At 62.3% G+C, this 20,294-nt stretch carries 27 protein-coding genes; 22 read left to right on the top strand and 5 right to left on the bottom strand.

All coding sequences use genetic code 11. The features are described from left to right. Positions 1-127: 127 nt before the first annotated feature. The 16 genes from ABAC460_RS35110 (at position 128) to ABAC460_RS35045 (ending at position 12,644) form a co-directional block, all read left to right on the top strand. Entirely contained in the window at positions 128-1,000 is an 873-nt protein-coding gene (locus tag ABAC460_RS35110; RefSeq protein ID WP_031236730.1) for a baseplate assembly protein, read from the top strand. Then, positions 997-1,545 (top strand): phage tail protein I, encoded by a 549-nt coding sequence (locus tag ABAC460_RS35105; protein WP_023453369.1) that lies wholly within the window; start codon positions 997-999, stop codon positions 1,543-1,545. The genes ABAC460_RS35110 and ABAC460_RS35105 overlap by 4 nt, the downstream gene beginning before the upstream one ends. Beyond that, the gene (locus ABAC460_RS48275; protein WP_023453368.1) at positions 1,542-2,870 is read left to right on the top strand and encodes a hypothetical protein; all 1,329 of its coding nucleotides are present in this window, start codon (positions 1,542-1,544) and stop codon (positions 2,868-2,870) included. The genes ABAC460_RS35105 and ABAC460_RS48275 overlap by 4 nt, the downstream gene beginning before the upstream one ends. Positions 2,871-2,939: 69 nt before the next feature. Beyond that, complete coding sequence (locus ABAC460_RS0124535; RefSeq protein WP_162150315.1) at positions 2,940-3,542, top strand: phage baseplate assembly protein V; 603 nt, start codon at positions 2,940-2,942, stop codon at positions 3,540-3,542. After that, the gene (locus ABAC460_RS35100; RefSeq protein WP_023453366.1) at positions 3,539-3,877 is read left to right on the top strand and encodes a GPW/gp25 family protein; all 339 of its coding nucleotides are present in this window, start codon (positions 3,539-3,541) and stop codon (positions 3,875-3,877) included. The genes ABAC460_RS0124535 and ABAC460_RS35100 overlap by 4 nt, the downstream gene beginning before the upstream one ends. 12 nt (positions 3,878-3,889) lie before the next feature. Next, complete coding sequence (locus ABAC460_RS35095) at positions 3,890-5,005, top strand: phage tail sheath subtilisin-like domain-containing protein (RefSeq protein ID WP_023453365.1); 1,116 nt, start codon at positions 3,890-3,892, stop codon at positions 5,003-5,005. Between the two features lie 47 nt (positions 5,006-5,052). Beyond that, entirely contained in the window at positions 5,053-5,598 is a 546-nt protein-coding gene (locus ABAC460_RS35090) for a phage major tail tube protein (RefSeq protein ID WP_023453364.1), read from the top strand. Positions 5,599-5,636: 38 nt separating this feature from the next. Next, the gene (locus ABAC460_RS35085; protein ID WP_023453363.1) at positions 5,637-5,936 is read left to right on the top strand and encodes a phage tail assembly protein; all 300 of its coding nucleotides are present in this window, start codon (positions 5,637-5,639) and stop codon (positions 5,934-5,936) included. Continuing rightward, entirely contained in the window at positions 5,933-6,067 is a 135-nt protein-coding gene (locus ABAC460_RS50795; RefSeq protein WP_369794100.1) for a GpE family phage tail protein, read from the top strand. Before ABAC460_RS35085 ends, ABAC460_RS50795 begins: the two co-directional genes overlap by 4 nt. Before the next feature lie 2 nt (positions 6,068-6,069). After that, the gene (locus ABAC460_RS35080) at positions 6,070-8,427 is read left to right on the top strand and encodes a phage tail tape measure protein (protein ID WP_023453362.1); all 2,358 of its coding nucleotides are present in this window, start codon (positions 6,070-6,072) and stop codon (positions 8,425-8,427) included. Beyond that, the gene (locus ABAC460_RS35075; RefSeq protein WP_023453361.1) at positions 8,427-8,852 is read left to right on the top strand and encodes a phage tail protein; all 426 of its coding nucleotides are present in this window, start codon (positions 8,427-8,429) and stop codon (positions 8,850-8,852) included. The genes ABAC460_RS35080 and ABAC460_RS35075 overlap by 1 nt, the downstream gene beginning before the upstream one ends. 7 nt (positions 8,853-8,859) lie before the next feature. Then, positions 8,860-9,333, top strand: coding sequence for a M15 family metallopeptidase (locus tag ABAC460_RS35070; protein WP_023453360.1), 474 nt, complete (start codon positions 8,860-8,862; stop codon positions 9,331-9,333). Continuing rightward, the gene (locus ABAC460_RS35065) at positions 9,330-10,340 is read left to right on the top strand and encodes a contractile injection system protein, VgrG/Pvc8 family (protein ID WP_023453359.1); all 1,011 of its coding nucleotides are present in this window, start codon (positions 9,330-9,332) and stop codon (positions 10,338-10,340) included. The genes ABAC460_RS35070 and ABAC460_RS35065 overlap by 4 nt, the downstream gene beginning before the upstream one ends. Positions 10,341-10,759: 419 nt before the next feature. After that, positions 10,760-11,104, top strand: a complete 345-nt coding sequence (locus ABAC460_RS35055) for a thermonuclease family protein (protein WP_023453357.1) — start codon at positions 10,760-10,762, stop codon at positions 11,102-11,104. 65 nt (positions 11,105-11,169) lie between these two features. Further along, entirely contained in the window at positions 11,170-11,451 is a 282-nt protein-coding gene (locus ABAC460_RS35050) for a hypothetical protein (RefSeq protein WP_023453356.1), read from the top strand. A gap of 38 nt (positions 11,452-11,489) precedes the next feature. Further along, on the top strand, positions 11,490-12,644 hold the full coding sequence (locus tag ABAC460_RS35045) for an SGNH/GDSL hydrolase family protein (protein ID WP_155914627.1): 1,155 nt from the start codon (positions 11,490-11,492) through the stop codon (positions 12,642-12,644). A 75-nt stretch (positions 12,645-12,719) separates the two neighbouring features. Here the strand turns inward: ABAC460_RS35045 and ABAC460_RS35040 are convergent, their stop codons facing one another. The 5 genes from ABAC460_RS35040 to ABAC460_RS48270 all read right to left on the bottom strand — a co-directional run bounded on the left by ABAC460_RS35040 (position 12,720) and on the right by ABAC460_RS48270 (position 14,870). After that, complete coding sequence (locus ABAC460_RS35040; protein WP_023453354.1) at positions 12,720-12,920, bottom strand: hypothetical protein; 201 nt, start codon at positions 12,918-12,920, stop codon at positions 12,720-12,722. Between the two features lie 48 nt (positions 12,921-12,968). After that, complete coding sequence (locus ABAC460_RS35035) at positions 12,969-13,244, bottom strand: hypothetical protein (RefSeq protein ID WP_023453353.1); 276 nt, start codon at positions 13,242-13,244, stop codon at positions 12,969-12,971. Between the two features lie 160 nt (positions 13,245-13,404). Continuing rightward, the gene (locus ABAC460_RS35030) at positions 13,405-13,704 is read right to left on the bottom strand and encodes a hypothetical protein (protein ID WP_023453352.1); all 300 of its coding nucleotides are present in this window, start codon (positions 13,702-13,704) and stop codon (positions 13,405-13,407) included. An 8-nt stretch (positions 13,705-13,712) separates the two neighbouring features. Continuing rightward, positions 13,713-14,216 carry a hypothetical protein gene (locus tag ABAC460_RS35025; protein ID WP_023453351.1) on the bottom strand — a complete coding sequence of 168 codons (504 nt, stop codon included), beginning with the start codon at positions 14,214-14,216 and terminating at the stop codon, positions 13,713-13,715. Positions 14,217-14,300: 84 nt separating this feature from the next. Then, positions 14,301-14,870 carry a helix-turn-helix domain-containing protein gene (locus ABAC460_RS48270; protein WP_023453350.1) on the bottom strand — a complete coding sequence of 190 codons (570 nt, stop codon included), beginning with the start codon at positions 14,868-14,870 and terminating at the stop codon, positions 14,301-14,303. A 77-nt stretch (positions 14,871-14,947) separates the two neighbouring features. Between ABAC460_RS48270 and ABAC460_RS35015 the strand changes: the two genes are divergently transcribed. The 6 genes from ABAC460_RS35015 (at position 14,948) to ABAC460_RS34995 (ending at position 20,292) form a co-directional block, all read left to right on the top strand. Then, the gene (locus ABAC460_RS35015; RefSeq protein ID WP_155914625.1) at positions 14,948-15,181 is read left to right on the top strand and encodes a hypothetical protein; all 234 of its coding nucleotides are present in this window, start codon (positions 14,948-14,950) and stop codon (positions 15,179-15,181) included. After that, the gene (locus ABAC460_RS35010) at positions 15,178-15,360 is read left to right on the top strand and encodes a hypothetical protein (RefSeq protein WP_023453348.1); all 183 of its coding nucleotides are present in this window, start codon (positions 15,178-15,180) and stop codon (positions 15,358-15,360) included. The genes ABAC460_RS35015 and ABAC460_RS35010 overlap by 4 nt, the downstream gene beginning before the upstream one ends. Beyond that, the gene (locus tag ABAC460_RS35005; RefSeq protein ID WP_023453347.1) at positions 15,357-16,412 is read left to right on the top strand and encodes a hypothetical protein; all 1,056 of its coding nucleotides are present in this window, start codon (positions 15,357-15,359) and stop codon (positions 16,410-16,412) included. The genes ABAC460_RS35010 and ABAC460_RS35005 overlap by 4 nt, the downstream gene beginning before the upstream one ends. A 27-nt stretch (positions 16,413-16,439) precedes the next feature. Then, positions 16,440-16,745, top strand: a complete 306-nt coding sequence (locus ABAC460_RS48265; protein ID WP_023453346.1) for an ogr/Delta-like zinc finger family protein — start codon at positions 16,440-16,442, stop codon at positions 16,743-16,745. Between the two features lie 84 nt (positions 16,746-16,829). Further along, positions 16,830-19,526 (top strand): toprim domain-containing protein, encoded by a 2,697-nt coding sequence (locus tag ABAC460_RS35000; protein WP_023453345.1) that lies wholly within the window; start codon positions 16,830-16,832, stop codon positions 19,524-19,526. 1 nt (position 19,527) lies between these two features. Further along, entirely contained in the window at positions 19,528-20,292 is a 765-nt protein-coding gene (locus tag ABAC460_RS34995; protein ID WP_023453344.1) for an N-6 DNA methylase, read from the top strand. Positions 20,293-20,294 lie beyond the last annotated feature (2 nt).

The raw sequence follows: 20,294 nt of genomic DNA, 5'->3' as shown, positions 1-20,294 counted from the left end.
CCCTCACGCGCGCCAGCGCGCCCCCTTGTGATGACGGCAATCACAAGCCCCGGCGCTCGCCCACGCGAAGGCCATCACCACACTGCGCATTTTAAGGAGCTGTACCGCTCCGATGCAGAGCGCGCGCATGTCCACCAGCAACGCCATTGACCTGTCCCAGCTGCCCGCCCCGAACGTAATCGCGGCGCTGGATTATGAGACCATCCTCGCCGAAATGGTCGCCCTCATGCAGACCGGCGTCGTCGGCGTCTTCGACGGTATCCCCGATTTCGACGGAACGAACGAAGCCGACCCGGCCGTGAAGGTCCTTCAGGTCGCCGCCTGGTGCCGCCTGCTCGATCGCGCCAAAGCCAATGACGACGCGAAAGCCGTCATGGTCGCCTATGCCACCGGCGCGGATCTCGACAATCTGGGCGCCCTGTTCCAGGTGACCCGTCTGGAAGGCGAGCTGGACGATCGTTTCCGCCGCCGCATCGTCCTGGCGCCGGATGGCTATTCCGTGGCCGGCCCGGAATCCGCCTACATCTACCACGCCCTGTCCGCCAGCCTCGATGTCCTGGACGCGACCGCCACCAGTCCGGAACCCGGCGAAGTCATCGTCACCATCCTGTCGGCCATCGGTAATGGTGCGGCCTCCGGTGGCCTTATCGCCACGGTACAGGACGCCCTGTCGTCTCAGACCGTCCGCCCCCTGACTGACCAGGTCACCGTCCAGTCGGCGACGATCGTCAACTATGCCGTCGCCGCCACGGTCTACACCTATGACGGCCCCGACAGCTCCGTTGTCCTGGCCAATGCTGCCACGCGCGCCGAAGCCTACCGCCAGTCCCTGCGCAAGCTGGGCCGCGATGTCACCCGCGCCGGCTATACGGCCGCCATGATGGCCGATGGCGCCCAGAACGCCGTCCTGGCTTCGCCCGTGGCCGATATCGTCATGGATGACACCCAGGCTGGCCATTGCACCGGCATCGTCATCACCCCGGGCGGCGTGGCGGAATGACCCAGCTGCTGCCACCCAATGCCACCAATCTGGAAAAGGCTCTGGCCGCCGCGGTGCAGATCCCGGCCCTACCCTCGACCATGCGCAACCTGTGGAACCCTGACCTGTGCCCGGTTGCGCTTCTGCCCTGGCTCGCCTGGGCGCTATCGATCGACAACTGGAACCCGGACTGGTCGGTCGAGGTGCGACGCGAACGCATCCGCCAGGCCATCGCCCTTCAGCGCATCAAAGGTACCCGCCAAAGCGTTGCCGACGCCATCGCCGTCCTGGGCGGCCCTGACGTTGATATCGTCGAATGGTTCGAAGCCGACCCGCCCGCGCCCGCCTACACTTTCGCACTTAGTCTCGATCTCGAAGGCCTCGACGGCGCGCCACCGACCGGATCGCACCTCGCCGCCATCCTCCGCGAAACCGTCCGCACAAAGCCGGTTCGCGCCCACTTCGACCTCACGCAAAAGCACCGCACCACTGGCGGAATCGGCTTCATCGCCGCCGCGCGCCTGACCGCCTACACCCGCCTGACCATGGAGGCACCCGCCGAATGACCCTGCAACTGATTGTCACCACGGCCGGCCGCGCGGCCATCGCCGCCCTGGGCGGTACCGACGCTGTCGTCATCTCCGAAGTTGGCGTCTCTCCCACCAACACCGCTGTCACCGAAGCCACCACGGCTCTTCCGGGCGAAGTCAAGCGCATAGACACGATCGCGGGCGCCCCTGTGTCGGCCGATCAGATCCATCTGACCATCCGTGATGTCACATCCGACGCCTACACCCTGCGCGCCTTCGCCCTGTATCTGGACGATGGCACCCTGTTCGCGGTCTATAGCCAGGCTGGCGTCATCATGGAAAAGACTGCCCCCATTACGATCCTGCTGGCCCTTGATATCGCCCTGGTCGACATCGCCGCGGCCGATATCACTTTCAACGACGCCGACTTTGTCCTGCCGCCCGCAACAGAAACCGTGCAGGGCGTGGTCGAGCTGGCCACAAATCTCGAAATGACCACGGGCACAGATACCCAGCGCGCCGCTACGCCTGCCGGTGTCCGCGCGGCGATCGACGACCGCGTACCCCAGGCCACCGCGACGACGCAGGGCAAGGTCGAACTGGCCACCAATGCGGAAATGACCACGGGCACGGACACCGACCGCGCAGCCACGCCCGCCGGCGTCCGCGCGGCGATCGACGATCGCGTCCCCCAGGCCACCGCGACGACGCAGGGCAAGGTCGAACTGGCCACCAATGCGGAAGCCATCGCGGGCACCGATACCGACAGGGCCGTCACGCCTGCCGCTCTGGCGGCCAAACTGGCCGACTACGCAGCAACGCCCGCGGACCTCGCTGCCGCCGTCGCCGACCTTGTCGCGGCCATGGAAAACAACCCGCACAGCACGCAGCTGGGCGAAGGCCGCACCTTCCACCGCCAATGGCCGGAATCCGACTATTACAAATACCCGAACGGCCAGCTTCTTCCGCTGCCAGCCTATCAGGATCTCGCCGACGCGCTGGACGGCGACCCGTTTCTTGCCACGACGATCGAGGAAAAGGCGGCCAACCCGTCGATGTGGTACATTGTCCCCGGATCGCACGTCCACATGCCAGACATGCGCGGCCAGTTCACCCGCATCTGGCATGATGACCTGGTCGATGGCGTCGTTCGCCCCGCGCTCGGAAAGCGCAAAGATAACCAGAACAAGGAACATGATCACGATTTGCCGACAGAACTCGGCGGGGCGCTGAATATGCAGACCCTGACCCACAGCGACAATAGCGACGAGCAGTTGACGGGCGGTGTCACAGGGTCAGAAGGCGGCGACGAAGCTGTGCCCGACCACACCGCGATCTGGTACCTGATCCGCGTCCTTTAGGGCTTGTGATTGCCGTCATCACAAGCCCCCGCTCTGGCGCGCGTATGACCCGCGCCCATCATGCCGCTCATGAGCGATAGCGCCAACGAAACCCTGACGGACCTGATCCGCTTCGGCACCGTTCAATCGGTTGATGGCGCGCGGGCAGTCGTCAAGTGTGGCGACGTTATTTCCCCGCCCTTGCCCTGGCTGGCCATTGTCGGCGCCTGGCTTGTCTGGATGCCGCCTTCGCAAGGCGCCCAGGTTACAGTGATCTGCCCGGACGGCGATATCGCGGGTGGCATCATCCTCAACGGTCTCTATTCCGACGCCATCGCTTCGCCGGTGACCTCTCTTCTCTCGGCCCTGCTGAAGGCGCCCGACAACGCCACCTTCGTATATGACGCCGCGGCCCACGCCCTGACCTTCACCCTTCCGGCTTCCGGCACGGTCAAGATCATCGCGCCCGGCGGCTTTGAATTCGAAGGCGACACCAAGGTCACCGGCAAGCTTGAAGTGACCGACGACGTGACCCTGTCCGCCAAGCTGGACGTCCTCGGCACAACGACCATCGATGCGGCTGTCGACATCAAATCGCTGACCGTCGCGGAAGACAGCGTCCTCGGCGTCGGCGCTACCAAATTTGTGATGCTGGCCGATATGACGCCTTCCACGAAGGTGAAGGCGAAATGACCGGCATGAACCGCAACACCGGCGCGCCCATTTCCGGCATCGACCAGATCATTCAGGACATCGGCGACGTCCTGACCACGCCCAGGGGCTCGCGCGTTATGCGCCGCGACTACGGCTCCGACCTTCCCGACCTGGTCGGCCGTCCTCAGAACCGCGAAACCGCCATGCTGCTGGTCGCGGCTTCGGCCGGCGCCATCACCCGCTGGATCCGCAAGGTTCGAGTCCTGCGCTGCCAGCCAACCTTCTCGGCCGATGGCCGCGGCACTCTCACCCTCGACGTCCTGCCGCTGGGCATCGTCAACGCTCAACCGGTCAACCTGACCATCCCGTTTTAAAAGGCTTCGCCCATGACTCACGGCATCACGCAGACGGAATCGCTTGTCGGTCCGCGCCCCCTGGTCACCGCCGCCACGGCCGTCATCGGCCTGGTCGCGATCTCGGCCACCGCCGAAACCGACACCTTCCCGCTCAACACCGCCGTCCTGTTGACCAACCCGCGCGCAGCCATCGCCGACGCGGGCGCGGGCACGCACCTGGCCAAGTGTCTGACCACCATCACCACCATCTGCTCGCCCCAGATCGTCGTTGTGCGTGTCGCGGCCGGTCTCAATGCCGACGCCACCGAAGACAATATCATCGCCGGCATTGCCTTACTGGAAAGCGCCCAGAGCGTCACCGGCGTCAAGCCGCGAATCCTGGGCGTTCCCGGCTATGACACGCAGGCCGTCACCACGGCCCTGGTCGCCACCGCCAAGAAGCTGCGCGCTTTCGTCTACGCCAGCTGCGACACCGCCGACACCGTGGCCGAAGCCGTCGACTACCGCGACGAATACGGCGACCGCGAACTGATGCTGCTCTATCCGGACTTCACCGGCTACACCGGCGAAGCCATCGCCTCGGCCATGGGGCTGCGCGCCCTGATCGACCACACCAAAGGCTGGCACCACAGCCTGTCCAACAACATCGTCTCCGGTGTCACGGGGATCAGCCGGGCGATCAGCTGGAACATGCAGGGAAGCGGCACCGATGCCGCCGCTCTCAACGCCGCGCCGGTCACGACGATCATCCGCAACACGGGCTACCGCTTCTGGGGCCTGCGCACCTGCTCGGACGAACCGCTCTACGCCTTCGAAGTCGCCACCCGCACGAACTTCGTCATTCAGGACACTATCGACGAAGGCCTGCTCTGGGCGATGGACAAGCCCATCACGGCCCAGCTGATCAAGGACATCATCGACAGCCTGAACAACAAGGCCCGCGAGTTCGTCACCTCCGGCCGCGTGATCGGCCTGCGCTTCTGGTACGACCCGGACGTCAACAAAGCCTCGGACCTGGCCGCCGGCAAGGTGAAGATCGACTACGACTTCACGCCCTGCGCCCCGCTTGAAGACCTCGGCCTGACCGGCCGCATCACCGATCGTTATTACGCCGACCTCGGCGCCCAACTCGCCCAGCTGGGTTAAGAAGCCAAAGGCTTCCACAGGAAGCCGTCTTAAAAGAAAGTTCGACCATGTCTCTGCCCAAGAAGCTAAAAAACTTCAATGTCCACGGCAACGGCGAGTCCTACCTCGGCCAGGTCGCGGAAGTCACCATCCCCAAGATTGTCCGCAAGATGGAAGGTTTCCGCGGCGCCGGTATGGACAGCGAAGCCCGTATCGACATGGGCGGCGAGCCCATGGACTTCGAATGGAAGCCGGGCGGCCTGATGGTCCCCGTTCTGCGCCAGATCGGTCTCCCCAGCCTGACCGGCGTCCAGCTGCGCTTTTCCGGCGCCTATCAGGACGACAGCAGCGGCACGTGGACCCAGGCCGAGATCCTGGTCACCGGCCGTCACGAAGAGGTCGACATGGGCACCGCCAAAGGCGGCGACAACAACGAATGGTCCGTCAAGACGAACGTTGCCTACTACCGCCTGTCCGTCAACGGCGTGGTCGAGATCGAATACGGCCTGCTGCCCCCGATCTTCGTTGTCGGCGGCGTCGATCGCCTGAAGGAAATGCGCGAAGCCCTCGGCATCGGCGGCGGCCCGTCCTTCACCTTCGGCGTCTCGCTGTAACCCGCGCCTGAGGCGCCACCCCACTTCCAGGAGAAAACATGGAAACCCAGACCGTCACCCTGTCCGCCCCGATCAAGCGCGGCGACAACGAAATCACCGAACTGACCCTTCGCAAGCCGAAGGGCGGTGAGTTGCGCGGCCTGTCGATGGCGCAGATCCAGATGGGCGATGTCAACACGCACATCACCCTGATCCCGCGTATCGCCAGCCCGGTTGTGACGGAACAGGACATGGCGGCGATGGAGTCGGACGATCTGGCCGACGTGATCGATACGGCCGTCGGTTTTTTTATGACGAAAGCGGCCCGCGGCCTTCTCCGGAATCCGTCGACGAACTGATCGCCGACATCGCCTGCGTTTTCCATTGGCCGCCGCCGACCCTCTGGGAAATGGACTGTGAAGAACTGCTGATCTGGCACGGCCGCGCGATGAAGCGTTACCGCGCCATGAACGGCATTAAGGACGAATAACCGTGAGCACGCGCTCTCTCAATCTTCGGGTCCTGTTCCAGAGCGGCGGCAACCTCAACAATGCCCTGCGGGGGCTGACCGGTGCCGGTGGCCAGGCTCAGAACACCCTGCGCCGGTTCAACAACGAACTGCGCACCCAGCGTACCGAGCTGCGCGATCTGCAAGCCCAGATCCGCAGCGGCTCCGGAAACCTCACGGACCTGCTCAACCGTGAACGGGCGCTCGAAGAACAGATCCGCCGCACCACAGGCCAACTGGACCGCCAGCGTGCCGCCATGGCCCGCCAGAACCGCGCCGATATGGCCGGTTCGAACATGCGCGCCTCCGGCCAACAGAATATGATGGTCGGCGCCGGCGTGGGCGCCGGTCTCTTCATCCTGGCCAAACAGGCGTCGGATTTCGGTGACGGTATGACGGATATCCGGCTCAAGGCCGACATGTCCGCCGAAGCCACCGCCCAGATGCAGCGCAATATCGAGGCCGCGGCGAAAGCGGCCCATCAGCTGCCGGAAAACATGCGCCAGGGCGTCGACAACCTGATCGGCGCGGGCATGGACACGAAAAGCGCCATGGCTATGACGACGCCCATCGGCAAGGCTGCGACCGCCTACCGGGCGGAAATCGCAGACCTGTCGGCGACCAGCTTCGCCAACTTCAGCAACCTGAAGGTTCCGGTCCAGGACACGACGCGCGCCTTCGACGCCATGGCCCAGGCGGGCAAGATGGGTAACTTCGAACTGCGCGACATGGCGACCTATTTCCCGTCCCTGACCGCCCAGTCTCAGGCCTTCGGCCAGACCGGCGTCAGTGCCGTTGCCGACCTGTCCGCCGCCTTGCAGATCGCGCGCAAGGGCGCCGGTGACGCGTCGAAGGCGGCTACCAACGTTGAGAACCTGCTGGCCAAGATCAACACCGAAGAGACCCAGAAGAAGTTCGCCAAGTTCGGAATCGACCTGCCCAACGCGCTAAAAAAGGCCTACGCCCAGGGCAAGACGCCGCTCGAAGCCATCGCAGAACTGTCACAACAGGCCACCGGCGGCGATCTGTCGAAGCTATCCTTCCTCTTCCAGGACATGCAGGCCCAGGGCGCCCTGCGCCCGCTGATCCAGAATATCGACGAATACCGCAAGATTCGCGCGGCGGCGATGAACGCTTCGGGCACGCTGGACGCCGACTTCGCCATCCGAAGCCAGGACGCCAGCGTGCAGGCGCGCGCTCTGAAGGGCAATCTGATGACGCTTGCCGTCAATATCGGCTCGGCCCTGCTGCCCAGTCTCAACAACCTGGCCCAGTCGGCCATCAAGGTCACCGACAAATTTGCCGCCTGGGCGCAGAAGAACCCGCAGCTGCTGGCCATGATCGTTAAGGGCATCGCCCTCTTCGCCGCCTTCAGCGTCGGCGTCGGCGCCATCCGCTTTGCGCTTGGTACGGTCATCGGGCCCATGGTGCAGCTCTATAACGCCTTTATCTGGCTGAAGAACCTCGGCCCGGTGGCCACGATGCTGGCGCGCGCCGGACCAATGATGGCCACGGCCTTCGGCATCATGCGCACCGCGGCCCTGTTTCTGGCACGCGGCCTGATGCAGGCGGGCATGATGATGCTGGCAAATCCGATGATCCTGGCCATTGTCGCCGTCGTCGCAGTCATCGGCGTTGCCGCCTACCTGATCTATAAGAACTGGGACAAGATCAAGGTTTACCTCGCCCAGGGCTGGGCCTACCTGCAACAAGTCTGGGCGAACGTCAAAGCCGCCTTCGCCGCCGCCGGCCAGTGGATGGGACAGGCCTGGAGCAACATCACCGCGGCCATCGGCGCCGGCGTGAAGATGGCCTTCAGCCTGTTCATGAAGTTCACGCCCATGGGCTGGCTGCTCCAGCTGGTACCGGGCATGCTGAAAGTCGGCGGCCAGCTGATGGACGGTCTGATTTCCGGCATTCGATCAAAGCTGGACGCCATCAAAACCATGATTACAGGCGTCGCCGGTAAGGTCATCGGCTGGTTTAAGGGCGTCCTCGGCATCAAGTCGCCCTCGCGCGTCTTCATGGGCTTCGGCGGGCACATCTCCAACGGCCTGGCGATCGGCATGCAGAAGACCATGTCGCGGCCCATGAAACAGGCCCGCACCTTAGCCGCCGGCGTAGCGGGCGCCTTTGCCGTGGGAACGGCTACGCCAGGACTCGCGGGCATGCCCGCCGGTACCGGCCCCGTCATCGTCCAGCTGGCGCCCGGCTCGATCGTGGTCAATGCCGCGCCAGGTCAGAGCGCTTACGACATCGCCGCCCAGGTCGAGGCGATCCTGACGCAGAAGGCAGAAGCCAAAGCCGCCGCCGAGCGCTCCAAGTACAGGGATAACGACTGATGCACATGATGGCGCTTGGCATGTTCATCTTCGAAATCGGCACCCTGGCCTACCAGGAGCTATCGCGCAAAACCGCGTGGCGCCATGCCCGCGGCGAACGCTTCGGCGCGCTGGCAACCGCCCAGTACCTCGGCCCGGGCGACGACACCATCAGCCTGCCCGGTGTCCTTTATCCCGGCCAGATCGGCGACTACAGCGCCATCACCCGCCTGCGCGATATGGGCAACACCGGCGACGCCTACCTGCTGGTCACCGGCTACGGCGATGTCTTGGGCCAGTACCTGATCACCAGCCTGGACGAAACCCAGTCCCTGTTCTTCGAAGACGGCGCCCCCCGCAAGGTGTCCTTCACGATCGAACTCAGCCGCGCCCCCGATTCCGAACTCCCGGCGGCGCTTCCTGCCGTCCAACCTGTCACCGTTTGAGGCTCCTATGTTCAAGCTGTCCGCCCGCTCCCAGGCCAACCTGCAGAACGTCCACCCCAAGATGATCCGCGTCATCAACCGCGCGCTGGAAATCAGCGACGTCGACTTTATGGCCATCGAAGGCGTGCGCACCCTGCACCGTCAACACCAGCTGTACGGCCAGGGCCGCACCCCGGCAGAGTTGCGCAAGGTCGGCGTCAAGCCGGACCTCTCCCGTCCGGAACTGCCCGTCGTCACCTGGACCCTGCGCTCCAAGCACTTCGTCGACCCAAGGACCGGCTACGGCCATGCCGTCGACCTGCTGCCCGCCCCCTACGACTGGAAAGACCCGCGCCCCTTCAACCAGCTCGCCGACGCCATGTTCGCCGCCTCGATCGAGCTGGGCATACCCATTCGCTGGGGCGCCGACTGGGACCGCGACGGCAAGCCGCGCGAGCGTGGCGAAACCGACTCCCCGCACTTCGAACTTGTCGACGAATGACTGTCGCCAAAGCCTCCTGGTCCGTGTTCCTCGACGGTGTCGACCTGACGCCGGTCATGAACCCGCGCGTCATCGCCGTCACCATCACGGAGAAGCGCAGCGAGGCCGCCGACCAGCTGGACATCGTCCTGGACGATAGAGACGGCGCCGTGGCCATCCCGCCCAAGGGCGCCGTACTGCGCGTGGCCATGGGCTGGATGCAGTGCGACAATCTGCCCATCGGACTGATCGATAAAGGCGCGTTCAAGGTTGATGAGGTAGGAGGGGGCGGCCCGTTCGACACCATCACCCTGCGCGGCCGTTCAGCCGACTTTACCGATGCCTTCCGAGTCCGTCGGCAACGCAGCTATGTCGGCCAGACCGTCAGCCACGTCATCACCGCCATCGCCTCGGCCAACGGCCTCAAGGCAGCCGTCGCGCCCGCCGTGGCATCAAAAGTCATCCCCGCCCTGGGCCATGCCGCCAAGAGCGACAGCGCGCTGTTGCGTGAGCTGGGCCGCCGCTTCGACGCGACCGCCACCGTGAAGGCCGGCGTCCTGATTTTCGCCCCCTCCGGGTCCGACACGACGGCCGGCGGCGCCACCATCAACTCCGTCGCGCTCGATCGCCGGGACGCGCCACAGCGGACCTGGTCCTGTGCCGAACAGCAGGAATCCGCCGGCGTCAAAGCCGTCTGGCATGACAAGGCCAGCGCTACCCAGCACAGCGTCACGATCGGCCATAGCGGATCCGGCACACCCAAACGCCTGCGCAAGGTCTACCACAACGAAGCCGACGCCACCCAGGCCGCAGAAGCCGAGCACGCCCGCATGTCGCGCGGCAAGTGGACCTATGACACAACCCTGTCTCTGGGCCGTCCGGACTGGTACCCCGGCCGCAAGTTGACCCTGACCGGCGACAAGACGGAACTGAACGCGCAAAAATGGCTGATCGAGGAAGCGACCCACACCATGGACGGCAGCGGCGGCCTGACCACCCGCCTGCGCTTGGAGTCGGCAGGTAGTTAATCACGTCTCCCGCGTGCGGGAGAGGACGAGAGCGGAGCCAAGCGAACGCGTTCGGGTGAGGGGCTGGCCTAATTAGCCGAGAGAGCCAAACGCTAAACACATGATTCCGATGATTACAACCAGCGCAAACACCGGCAAGGGCCCGTTCGCAAACGCTTTGAAGCCCTGAGTGGGATCGGAAGACAACCCCAACTCACATTTGCTAAACAGAATATGCAGGATTTTCACCATTGACGCCTCCAAACGAAACCAAAACTGGATTACGGACCAAAAAAACATGGTCTGAAGGCACATCAAAAAGGGGAAGATTCATTCAATACACGGAACAACACTAAAGTCAAATTCAAGCCGCTCAAGCTTGGGGACATAGGTTAGGCCTAAGAGGGAATCACCCTACCGTCCCGGCCATGCTCTTACTCATGGCCGCCCTGTCCTGCCTTGCCACCGACGGCGACACCCTGCGCTGCGGTTCCGAACGCGTCCGCCTGGTTGGCATCGACGCCCCCGAAATGCCGGGCCACTGCGCCTCAGGTCGCATCTGCGTCAAAGGCGACCCGTTCGCCAGCCGTGACGCCCTGTCCGAAGCCATGCGCGGCAAAACCCTCACCATCGTCCGCCTGGGCAAGGATCGCTACGGCCGCACCATCGCCGACGTCCGCGCCGATGGCAAAAGCCTATCCTGCGCCCAGATCAAAGCCGGCCAGGCCATCTACGTCAAAAAATGGGACAACGGCCAGACAGTCGCCCGGCAGTGCGGCGAGTGAAATAAGACTCGCGCAGGTTTCAGAAGCGGCTTTACAATAAATGGTGGCCAGACTTATGCTTCGGAATGTCGGAATTCAGAAACCTGGTCAAACTCAAGCGGATTGCCACGACACCGAGCGAAAGATCTGCTCTGGCGTCCTATGCGCGGCACATGATGTACTTGATGTTAATGGGGGAACTGGCCCCCGAAGAGATTGACGAGGACATGCGAATGGTCGCGCATGAGGCAGCAAAGGGATCGCAAGGGATTGCTAGCATGATCCCATCAAACGAGACAATGCCCGAGGCAGATCTAACTGAAGGAAATCCCACGCTGTTAGAGCTTCTTGAGGTCGGAAAAGAATAGCAATCTGGCGAAAACGCAGGACACAAAATCACGACTATGTGACGAAAATAGTTGCGCCGCACCAATTCGTTTGCTTTTTACGCATGATGGAAAAGCCAGTCATTAAAGCCGTTGTAATCGGCGGATCGAATACGATCATTCAAAAAAACTACCTCTGGGCCGCGATCAAAAGCCTAAAGGAAGCCGGCGTCACGTTAGACGTTATCGAAAATCACGCCGTAGGCGGTACGAACATTTTTAATGGTTTGTTCGGCCTGAAGCGGTCGGAAAAGCTGGCAGAAGCCGATGTCCTGATCATCGAATATGCCTTGAACGACACCCCGACCTATGCCGACGACAGCAAGAATCCTAAGGGCATAGTGACCCACTGGTCCCGCTGTTACGAAGGCGTCATCCGGTATGCCCGAGAGGTCAATCCCAATATCCGCATCGTTTCGATCATCCTGGAAGCCAAGACCAAGCCACAGGCGCGGCGGTTGAACCACGTCTATGCCGGCATTCACTATCTAACAGCCTATTACCAGCTGGAACTGATCGACATAGCGTCGCCGGTCTTGCACGACCTTGGCGCCGAACGCGCCTTCACCAATGAGGTCTACAAGGACGGCTTCCACTATAAACCCATCGTGGTCATGGAAACCGCCAAGCGCCTTGTGCGGCAGCTAACCGGTGATTACCCGCGCCCCGTCCCGCTACCGGATCCGCTCGATCCGCTTCACTTCGGAAACGCCAGTGCTGTTGGCACGAAAGACTTCAACACAGATTTGACGCCGTTTGCCAACAGCCGGTTCTCAGTCGACACAATTGAACTGCAAAACCAGGACCTGAAATTCACCCTTGAGAAGGGTAAGCTCTTGGCCCTCTTCTACGTGGATCGCCTGTCGGGCGGGGTCGCCCATTTTCGGGTAAATGACCTGCACTACGACAGCTTCATGCGAAAGCCGAGCGTCCGATCTGAGGAATATCCGTGGCTTTTGGGCATGATCTCAACCGAGTTCCTGCACAAGAACCTTGTCGCCGAAGAGGAAGACCGCACATATACCCTGACCGTCAAACCCTTCATGAAGAAAGAGCTTAAGCCTTTCCGTCCGTCCAGCAACGTAGCCCATGAGAGTGGCGAATCCCCGACCCTGGCTTTTTACGGACTGCTCCATACAGGAAAGATGACGGACCTGACGCTGAAATCACGCTAAGTCGCTTTCACCATACATCTAAAAGTAAAGCCCCTTCGTCCGGAAACGAAGGGGCTTATTGATTTTAACGCGGCATCAAGACGCCTGAGATGCACTCGCTTTGATAAGTTCGGCCTTGTCGCTGGCCAGCTCGGACGCTGCACCGACCAGGACCATCAGCTCATTGAGGGCGACAGGACGTCCATCAACCACGCTACCGACAGCTTGCGAAATCGCCATATTGATCCGCTGAACATCGCTGGCAGCGTCCTGAATATCGACTGAAAAAACACTCATAAAAAACCCCCAATAAGACTACGCCGATTGTTCCATTCAGAGGTCCGTTTAATCCGCCTCCCCGACATCCATTTCCAACGGCCCGTGGCAGGAATCGCGCCGGCACCGCCACTTCGCCGCCAGATCATCCACTGTCATCGAGCCGACCTTTTCGCGCACCAGTTGCGCCACGCTATACTGACTTTCCGTCCCGCAATCCTGGCACCGCGAGGTCACCATGACGTGTCCGGGCAACCGGCTGATGGTCAAAAAACGCGGCGGAATGACCGTGGCGGCAAGGCTTTCGCCACCATCAACGGGCTCGGGTCTCGGCTGCACATTCATGAGTTTCTCCTCTCGTGTTCTCCGAATGTTCTCATAATGTTCTATTTTGCGACCGAGTCAAGACGCGTTAATCGATATTAACGTTATGCGCGAGCATGCTGACAGAAATGGGTAAGGGCGCCGTCTCCAGCGCCCTTTTGCTTAACGTGTCAATGTGGTCTCAGTTCAGACCTGGCCACAGGTAGCGCCGCCCCGGATTGACGGGTTCGAACAGGTGGGCGCTGATCTCCTGCGGCTTGCCGTCGCCGACGCGGACCAGGAACGTGGCGTTGCCGGCATGACGGTGCTGCCCGCCACTGCGCGTCGATGGCGCGCCGCCATAGATGTCACCGAACACCACGCCGTGCTCAGGCATCGTCTTGATGCAGCGCAGGGCGATGAAGGCCGCGGGGCGCTTCGCCTTGACAACGAAAAGAGGGATGGCGGGTTTGTGGCCTTGCTCGGCCGTGATCGCTTGCATGATGGACCTCAGGAAAACAAAGGGGGAAGAAGAGAGAGAACCGCCGCCACGGCCAGCAGGCCGAGTATCCACGGCATCAAGGTCACTGGCTTGTGGCGGCTGTGATAGAGGGGCGATTTCACGCGGTATGCCGTGGCATCGGACGGCAGCGGCCAGCGCTGCACGCCGTCGGTCCAGCCTTCGCCCGCCACCGGCTCGACCGCCTCGATCGGCGGCAGCGACATCGCCGAAGGCAAGCCCAGCGCCACCTGGTCGGCCTTTCGTTGCAGCATGGCCCGGGCCTCCGGGTCTTTCGCCAGACCGGCCGCTGTGATCAGCGCCAGCTCGCGTGCTTGCTTCGCCGTCAATGAGTCGGCACGCTTGCGCAGATAGTCGCCGGCGGCTTGTGGGGTTTCCGCCGCCGGCTGGGCCGAAGGTGTGGTGATGACCTCCCGCCGTAAGAAAACATTGTCATTGACGTTCGTGGCGCGTCCGAAGATGCCGCGATGATGCAGATGGATGACCTGACCCATGCAAAAGGCTCCCATGGCGCAAGTCGCCACAGGTTGCATTGTGTCACATTTTTTGTTGCTTTTGTCAACCAGCGCGCAACGGCGTTAGTTTCCGCGCACCTTCACCTTGTGGATCGCCTTCACATCTGAGTGAAGATATTGCTCTACCGATTCCGGGTTAATCCGTTGCAGAAAGACAAATCCGTCTTTTTCCCGAAGATACAGGCGCACCAGCAAAGTCCCATCGACCAGTTCGAGAACACAGCCTTCTGATCTTCGCGGATGAAGGCCATGCTGATACCATACCCATTCGCCGGGCTCGACCCACGGCGACATGCTCTCGTCCGTCACCTGATGCTTAAGCAAAGCCGCAAAATCCGAGTACGCGCCGGGGCCTGAATAGGTCGGGCCATCCTCGGACAAGCCAATGATTTCCTTGTCGAGATCAGCCTGCGTCTTGCCGATGGCGCGCAGATAAAGCGGGACCTTTTCCTCAGGGAATGTGGCCGTCTCATTTTCCCAACGGCTGACCGCCTGCCTCGTCACGCCGACGGATGGCTCGATTTCCTTAAGCGACTTCCCCGCCTTCATTCGAAGGATTTTCAGGGCCTGGGCCAGGTGCGGGTCTTGTGAGGCGCGTTTCATCATGGGCGCAAAATAGTTTGCGCCAGTCACTTGCTGCCAGTTCCTTGTTAACCCGGTGTTAAGCATCTTGGTTGACAAAAGCAACAAATCACGTGAAGCGCAACAGAATGATCACGAATCGCCACAGACCTCGCTCCGCTTTTGAGAAATGGTTGCACGAAAACCACCTGACCTTCCGTGACGCAGGCCGTCTTTTCGGCTGCTCGCGTGAGTGGGTCCGGAAGATCGCCAGTGGCGAAGTCGAGCCAGATGCCAACAGCGAGATCGGCCAGCGCATTCTGAAAGCTCTGACCGCCCATGAAGTTCCGTCCCTGCCCGTTTCAAGCGAGGTCCACCAGTGAACGCCGTCATCGTTTCCCCCGTCCAAACCGCCGTTGACCTGGTGAGGTCCGGCGTCTTCGTTGGCGTCGCCTCTGTCCGGGCCAAATGCCCGGCGCGTCTGGTCTTTGCGGCCTGCGCCGAACAGCGCATCGTCCCCGCCGGCCACGAAGCCAACCCGCGCTTCCGGGGGATGGCATGAGCCGGAAAATCTACGCCTTCGGGTATGCCTTCTGTGTCGCGCACTCGGCTGTCGAAGCCTGCGCCAAGATGGGCATGCCGCCCCATTCGCACGTCACCGACGTGACGTGGGCCTTGTCCAAGCTCTGCGAAACCGTCCTCGGGCCTGACACCTTCGCCCCGCCTTCAAAGCCGATCTTCTTTGGCGCCGAAAGAGCCGACCGCACATACATGCACGCCCTGGGCGCTGTCGGCGTGGTCACCGGCGACAAGGAAGCCATCGACGAAGTCGCCCGGCTGGTGAAATTCGAACAGGACGCGAAAGAGGAAATCGCCGGCCACTGGGCAGAGATCGAGCGCATCGGCAACGTGTCGGACAGCCAGTTTTCCGACAATCTGCGACTTGAAGAAAAGCTTGCCCAAGCCAATGCCCGCATCGCAGAACTCGAAGCCGCCGCCAAGGAAACCAACGACCGTCTGGTCTGGCAGGCGGAAAAGCAGGCCATGGCGCTGGAAACCCCAGCCGCCGAACCGGTCATCATCGAAGCCACGCCGCTCACGCCGCTGGCCATCACCGACCCGACGCCCGACCCGGACGAATGGGCGCACCTCGACCGCATTCTGAGGGCAGACTGGCCCGCCGATGTGCCGTTCGCGACCATCCGTGACACCGTCGCCCAGGCTGGCTACGTCATGAACGATCAGGCCATCCGCAACCGCGCCATAAAGCTGGGCCTGCGTCGCACCAATCCGACCGCCATGCAGGGTCACAAGTCCCCAGCGAAGACAGAGGCTACGCCACCTCAGGCCCTGCCGCCCGAAACTTCAGTGAAGGGGGGGCAACCGACCGAAGTTTCGCCGCCTGGCATCACACCGCCCGCCACCGCCTCGCGGCTCGCCAAACTGATCGGCGCCGAAGCCATCCGCCTGCGCGACGAACTGATGAACCCGGACGAAATCGCCAAGGCGCTGAACACAACGCTCGGCCGCAATGACCAAGTCACCGCCCGTCAGGTCACCCAGGTCCTGGCCGAAATGCAGCGCCTGCAGCGCGCCTTCACCATCACCGAATAGTAAACCGCGTACCACAGGGGCCAGGACATGAATAAACCGGAAAGCAAGCGCTGGGGCGCCGTCAACGCAACCGATGGCGCGCGGACCTTTAACCGCCAACCGACCTTCCCATGTCCAGTCTGCGCCACTAAGGCGCTGGTCCGATCATCGGAAGTCCTCAGCCGTCAGGTCATCGAGATCCGCTACGTCTGCCCGAACCACGATTGCGGCCATACCTGGATCAACCACAACACCTACATCACCACGGTTTCGCCGCCTGCCGGCGGCATCGAAAGCGTCCCCTTCCTGAGACTGCGCCCCAGGCAGCAATCTTCGCCACCGCCCTCCGGGTAACCGGCCTTCCGGACAACCCATACCACCACCCGCCGCCCGTCCTGTCCGGGCGAACGCTACCGCCTTGCCGATTGAAAGCCCCTGATGTCCCGACCCGACGACGCACATATTCTCGAAGACGTGGTGCAACGCATCACGGCCGAGTTCGGCTTTAAGGGCAACGGCGACTGGCTGCAAAAGGGCCTGTGCCCGTCCTGCGGCAAGAAGGAACTGTTCACCCGCAAATCCGCCCCATGGGTCCTGCGCTGCGGCCGTGCCGACAATTGCGGCAACGAAGTCAGCGTCCGCAAACACTACCCCGAAATCTTCGATACCTGGTCAAACCGGTTCAAGGCGACCGAAACCGACCCGAACGCCGCCGCCGACGCCTACCTCTACCACAACCGCGGCCTCAACCTGCTCAACATGCGCGGCTGCTACAGCCAGGAAACCTACGCCGACCGCGACCGCCGCCTGACCACGGCCACCGTCCGCTTCCCCCTGCCCAACGACACCTGGTGGGAACGCCTGATTGATCAGCCCGGCCGCTTCGACAAGAAGGCCCGCTTCAAATATGGCGGCTCCCATGCCGGCCATGTCTGGCATGCCCCGGACCAGCCGATTGAGGTCCTGGCCCGCGCCAACGACATCTGGTTGGCCGAAGGTATCTTCGACGCCTGGGCCCTGCGCGATCCCAACCCCGGCGCAGGCCTGCATGCCGTCTCGCTGATGTCCTGCAACAACTGGCCGGAGCACTTCCTCGCCCGACTCCGCCAGGAAGTCGAGCGGCAGAACCTGAAAAAGCGCCCGCGTCTCGTCTTCGCCCTCGATATTGGCCGCGCCGGTACCGAATACACCCGCAAGTTCGTTGCCAAGGCCATCGACGAAGGCTGGCTCGCCACCGCCGCCCAGCCCCGGCCGGAAGGCGAAACCGACAAGGCCGACTGGAACGACCTGAAGCTGGCCGGCAAACTGACGCCCGACGATATCAAGGGCTACCTGTGGAACGGTCGCGTGCTGCTGGCCGAGACCGCCACCGACAAGGCCCTGCTACTGCACGAAAAGCACGAATGGACGTCCTTTCCCTTCGTCCACAAGGCCCGCACCTACTGGGCCAGCTTCAACACCGCCCGCATGGAAGAAATGATGTCGAAAGACGGCATCACGCCCAAGGCCGCGGCGAGACACTGTGTCGAGGTCAACCAGATCGGCAACTGCGCCTTTCAGGTCCTGTATTTCCAGTACGACAAGCTGACCGACGAAGGTCAGTGGTTTCTGCAGCTCAACTTCCCGCGCGACAATTCCAACACCAAGGCCACCTTCAGCGGCTCGATGCTGTCCGCCGCGGGCGAATTCAAAAAGCGCCTGATGTCCGTGTCACCGGGCCAATGGACCGGCTCGACCTTCCAGTTGGACCGCATCATGGCGCGCCAGATCGAGGTCGCCAAGAAGATCGAGGCCCTGGGCTTCACCGGCTATTCCCGCGAACACCAGGCCTGGGTCCTGGGCGACTACGCCGTCCACAAGGGCCGCGTCGTCAACGTCAACGCCGAAGACTATTACGACCTGGGCGGCGTCCAGCTGAAGATCAAGTCGCAGCAGAAAATGCTGTCGCACAAATACGATCCCGACCAGCTCGACACATCCTGGCTGGACGTCGTCTTCACCGCCTGGCGCGGCAACGGCCTGGTCACCGTCGTTTTCTGGGTGATGGCCTTCTTCGCCGAACAGATCCGCGCCGAATACGCCTCGCTCGGCTACCTCGAAATGCACGGCAAGGCCAATACCGGCAAATCGACCATTATTCTGTTTCTCTGGAAATTGGCAGGTCTGATCAACGACAGCTACGAAGGCATCGACCCGTCGAAATCGACCATGGTCGGCTATATCCGCACCCTGTCGCGTGTGGCCAACCTGCCCGTCGTCTTCGTGGAATCCGACCGCAGCGAGACGACACCTCACGCCAAACGCTTTGACTGGTCGGAAATCAAGGGCCTGTTCAACGGCCAGATCGGCCGCGCCACCGGCGTCAAGTCGGGCGGCAACGAAACCTATGAACCGCCCTTCCGCGGCGCCCTGATCATCGAACAGAACAACCCGGTCAATTCCGAAGAACCGGTATTGTCGCGGATCATGTCCACCGAATGGACAAAGGAAGGCTGGTCGCCGGCCACCAAGTCCGCCGCCGAAAAGATCGAACAGTGGCCGCGCGATTCCGTCTCCGGCGTCATGATCCACATCATCAAGCGCGAGGCCGATTACATGGCCGCCTTCCGCGCCGGTTTCACCAAGTGGGAAGCCGACCTCGGCAAACAGAAGATCCGGCACGCCCGCGTCCGCAAATGCCATGCCCAGCTGCACGCCGGCCTCGATGCCTTGGCAGCGGTGATGAAGATCCCGGACAGCATGCTGTTCGAAACCCACGAACACATCAACGGCCTGGCCGCCGCCCGCGACCGGTCGATGGAGTCCGACCACCCGATGGTGGCGAACTTCTGGGAAATGTTCGACCTGCTGGAAAGCCGCGAAGACCCGACCGCCAATCTGGAAGACCTCAAGAAGAAGCCGCCGGTCAACCTGCACCGCTCGCCTGCTGAAAAGATCGCCATCAACCTGTTCCAGTTCGAAGCGGCCTGCCGCAATTCCGGCAACACCTGCCCGCCGCTGGACGATCTCAAAAAGCATCTGAAATCCTCGAAGTCCCGACCGTTCGTCGAGGCCACGACGGTCAACACCGTCATCGAAAAACACCTGCACTGCTGGGTGTTCCTACGCTCCCCTGCCAACAAGAAAGGTAACTGACATGAAGGTCGCCCCTCATGTGATCGACATCCTGCGCCGCGCCGAAATCCTGCCCAACGGCATCCGCATCGTCGAACAGCTCGACAAAGGCGTGTTCCCCCAGGTCAAAAAGGCCCTGGAAGCCGCCGGTTTCAAATGGGCCAAAGGCCCCAAGGTCTACCAGCACGCCGACGTCGAACACGAAACCGCCCTGCACGAACTGATCGAAGCCGGCACGGTCACCACGCCCCAGGAGATCGGCTTCTTCGAAACGACCGGCGCCGCCCTCGATCGCGTGATCGAAAAGGCCGAACTTTCGGAAGGTCTCGACGCTCTGGAACCGTCCGCTGGTACCGGAAAGATCGCCCGCCGCCTGCTGGAAGCCGGCTGTAACGTCACGGCTATCGAATACGACCGGAAGAACTACGACAAGCTGGCAAGGCTTTTCGAAGATTTTAAACCCAAGCACTTCGCCGTCGCCAACATGGACTTCCTGGCGCTGGATTCCGAGCTGCGCAAATACGACCGCGTAGTGATGAACCCGCCGTTCGCCAAGCAGGTCGACCTCGACCACGTCCTGCGCGCGATTGATTTCCTCAAAGTCGGCGGGCGCCTGGTCGCCGTCATGGCCGCCGGCGTCATGTTCCGCGAGAACCGCAAAACCCAGGCCTTCCGCGAAGCCATCGCCGCCCACAGCCCCGAATTCGAAGAACTGCCCGCCGGTTCGTTCAAGGCCAGCGGCACGGACGTCAACACCGTCATCCTGACCTTGGTCAAGGCGTCCTGACC

It is taken from the genome of Asticcacaulis sp. AC460 (assembly GCF_000495795.1).
Classification (GTDB): domain Bacteria; phylum Pseudomonadota; class Alphaproteobacteria; order Caulobacterales; family Caulobacteraceae; genus Asticcacaulis.
Note: the sequence above shows the minus strand (reverse complement) of the source record. Positions and strands in the feature narration are given on the sequence as shown.